Annotated in this window: 4 protein-coding genes; 2 read left to right on the top strand and 2 right to left on the bottom strand. The window is 27.8% G+C overall.

What is annotated here, in order from left to right:
* Together Q0V09_RS09540 and Q0V09_RS09535 are read right to left on the bottom strand one after the other, a co-directional pair.
* On the bottom strand, nucleotides 1-1,255 hold a 1,255-nt coding region (locus tag Q0V09_RS09540; protein WP_297488925.1), incomplete at its 3' end, for an iron ABC transporter permease.
* 56 nt (nucleotides 1,256-1,311) lie between these two features.
* Entirely contained in the window at nucleotides 1,312-2,331 is a 1,020-nt protein-coding gene (locus Q0V09_RS09535; RefSeq protein ID WP_297488923.1) for an ABC transporter substrate-binding protein, read from the bottom strand.
* A 199-nt stretch (nucleotides 2,332-2,530) separates the two neighbouring features.
* Between Q0V09_RS09535 and Q0V09_RS09530 the strand changes: the two genes are divergently transcribed.
* Together Q0V09_RS09530 and Q0V09_RS09525 are read left to right on the top strand one after the other, a co-directional pair.
* On the top strand, nucleotides 2,531-3,073 hold the full coding sequence (locus tag Q0V09_RS09530; RefSeq protein ID WP_297407570.1) for a hypothetical protein: 543 nt from the start codon (nucleotides 2,531-2,533) through the stop codon (nucleotides 3,071-3,073).
* Between the two features lie 21 nt (nucleotides 3,074-3,094).
* On the top strand, nucleotides 3,095-3,322 hold a 228-nt coding region (locus Q0V09_RS09525; RefSeq protein ID WP_297488920.1), incomplete at its 3' end, for a hypothetical protein.

Below are 3,322 nucleotides of genomic sequence, written 5' to 3'. Positions count from 1 at the left end.
TTATGTTATTAGTTATAATGTAACTTATAACATAACCAAGTCCTATTATTGTTCCTGGTATAGCTAAAGCCATTATAGTAGTAAATTCAATAAATGATTTTCCTAAAAATTGTTTTCTTGCAATTAAAAAAGATATTATCATAGAACCTACACCTGTTAAAAGAGTTGCGATTATAGCTAAAAATGTTGTTTGATAAATTGGAGTACTTCCAAAATCAAAGATATATTTATAATGTTTCAATGTTGGAGTATAATCAATTCCCCATAATTTAACAAAAGAATTTATTGGTATTAATATATACATTAAAAAAACAAAAGTTGTTAAAACAATTAATGTTATATAAACTGGCTGAACAATTTTCTTTTCTGAAATCATCTCTCTTCCTCTAGAGGCCTTACCTGTTACTGTAATGTATGATTTCTTATTAATGTAGTTTCTTTGTAATACAAATATATTAATTGATATAGTTAACAGTATCATGGCAAGAGCTGATGCAATTCCCAGTTGAAAGTTTCCAATTCCTTCTTGATATATTTTTACAGATATTGTTGTAAAGTTTCCTCCAATAACAACTGGATTGGAAAAATCAGCAATAGACTGAATAAAAACTAATAAAAAAGCATTAGCTATTCCTGGAAACATAAGAGGTAAAGTTATTGTTCTAAAAACTTTACCACGAGAAGCCCCTAAATCTCTAGCAGCTTCTTCAACTGAAGGATCTATATTTCTAAAGAATCCCACAAGCATTAAATAAGCTATTGGAAAAAAACTTAGAACTTGAACTAATACTAATCCATGAAATCCATATATTTCAAAATTTTTAAGTCCGAACACTCCTCTAGTAATAAGCCCTACTCTACCAAAAAGTAATATAGCTGATAAAGCTACAACAAATGGTGGAGAAATAATTGGTAGTGTTGCTATAAAATCAAAAACACTTTTCCCTTTAATATCTAAATACGATGTTGCGTATGCAAATAAAAATCCAAGAATTAAAGATAAAATAGATGATACAAATCCAAGTTTTAATGTGTTAAATATAATCATTAGATTTCCACTTCTAGTAAAAGAATCTATATAGTTTTGAATAGTAAATACTTTATCACAAGATATACTCTCTATAAAAACGTTATATATTGGAAGTAATACAAAGAAAGAAACAATTACTAAAGAAAACAGGATAGATATAAAGACAAATTTATCTCTTTTCATCTCTTTTAGTAATTTTAAATAGTGTTCTAATTTTTTATTCATTTTTCATCTCCAAATCGAAATTAAAGCTCCCTCTAAAAGAGAGAGCTTCTTAAATATTATTTTTTTGGTGCATTTGTATTTGTCTCAGTTGTGAATTTTTCAACTAATCTAACTCTATTTTTACCAGCCCAATCAAAATCATAATTAATTAACTTTGTATCTTTTAGTTCTAAAGCTTCTTTTGGAGGTATTGCATTTTTATTTGATAAAAATTGATATGAACCAACTGTTTCACCTAATTCTTCAACCTCTTTTGTTAAAACCCAATTAATAAATTTCTTTCCAGCTTCTGGATTTGGAGCATTTTTTAATAATGCTACTGCACCTATTTCATAACCAGTTCCCTCTTTTGGAGAAGATATTATTATATCGCTATAACCCTCTTTTTTATATTTAATTGCATCGTGTAAGAAAGTAATTCCTATAGTTGCTTCTCCTTGTCCAGTCATTCTTCCTGGAGCAGTTCCAGATTTTGTATACTGTCTAATATTTTCATTTAAACTTTTTAAATATTCCATAGCTTTTTCTTCACCCATCATTTGTACTAAAGTCGCTACCATAGTATATGCAGTTCCTGAAGATCCTGGATGTGCAACAACAATTTCATTTTTATATTTTGGATCTAAAAGTTCTTTCCAAGAAGTAGGCATTACTAATCCTTTTTCTTTTAGCATTTTTTCATTACCAACGAAACCTAAATATCCAATATAGATACCTGTCCAATAATCCTTTGGAGATTTTAAATCTTCAGGAATATTTTTGTCCTCTGTAGATACATATGGCTCTAGTAACCCTTCGCTTCCAGCAGTAACAAAAGCATCCGCTGGACCTCCATACCAAACCGAAGCAGTCATATTATTTTTTTCAGCTTTTAATCTTGCTAAAACTTCCCCGCTACTCATTCTAACATAATCTGTTTTTATTCCCGTTTTTTCTTGAAACTCCTTAGCAATTAATGCTGCATGATCATCTTGAAGACCTGCATAAAATGTGAAAGTTTTATCTGCTTCTTTAGCGCCACCACAAGACATTAAAAATACAGATAAAGCTCCCACCAATAAACTTTTAATTTTCATATACCCTCCTTGTGAAAAAAATACGTTTCTTTTTTATATTATACAGGTTTTCTTTAAAAAAACAATAAAAAATGTTATTTTTTTAGCTTTTTTTGATTAAAAAGTGATTTTTTTGTATTGAATTAATATTCTTTCCAAAATAAAAAAAATATGATATAATAAGTAGCTTAAATAAAAATTAACTATTCAGGAGGGAAAAATGATAGATTTTAAAAAAATCGATGCTCTTATTGAGTACATTGAAATTGGAACTATTCCTGAAGGAAAAACTTTTAATGAATTTGCAATTGAATTTTATCTAGAAACAAAAACATTAACTTTGTCTAAGTACATTAGATTAAAAGATAAAAGCTCAAAATTACCTAAAATTATGAACACTAAAAAAGCTGGAGAGGTATTATTCGAAAGTGAAAAAAGTGACGAAATAAAATCTTTTTTATCTAGAAAAGGATATAAAGAAATACCTGAGTTAAGTTATACATCTGTAATGTTACTTAGAAAAGTAGATCTATTTAGTAATTGGCAAAAATTAATTTTTTTCTTCGAAGGGGGAAGAACAGTTCAAGAGATTAATAGTTCTTTAAAAAAGGAACTATTACCAATGGAGATAGAAAAGTTAGAAAGTTTTGTAAAAACAGAACTACGTTTAAATGACCAAGAGTTAAACTGGTTATTAGATAAAATGAGTAAAATTGAAAAAGATAAATCTTTATTCAAAGCTATTAAAAAATTAACAAAATAATTACATTATTAGGGGGAAGAAATGAAAAAAATATTGTGTGGATTTTTATTATTAACGTCAATGGCATCTGCTGCTGTTTCTGTAAACAGAAGAGAAGCTGATGACTTAAAGGATAGATTGAAACTTTATACTCAAGGATACTATAAAAGAGCATTTAGAATGAGAAATCATTTGGCGAAAAGGGAAATTGTCATAGATAGAAAAATGAGAGATTTACCACAAAACTCAAAAATAGCTTTTGGTAAAGAC

Origin of the sequence: uncultured Cetobacterium sp. (genome assembly GCF_947039425.1) — a bacterium.
Taxonomy (GTDB): Bacteria; Fusobacteriota; Fusobacteriia; order Fusobacteriales; family Fusobacteriaceae; genus Cetobacterium_A.
This window is presented reverse-complemented; position numbering and strand designations above follow the sequence as displayed.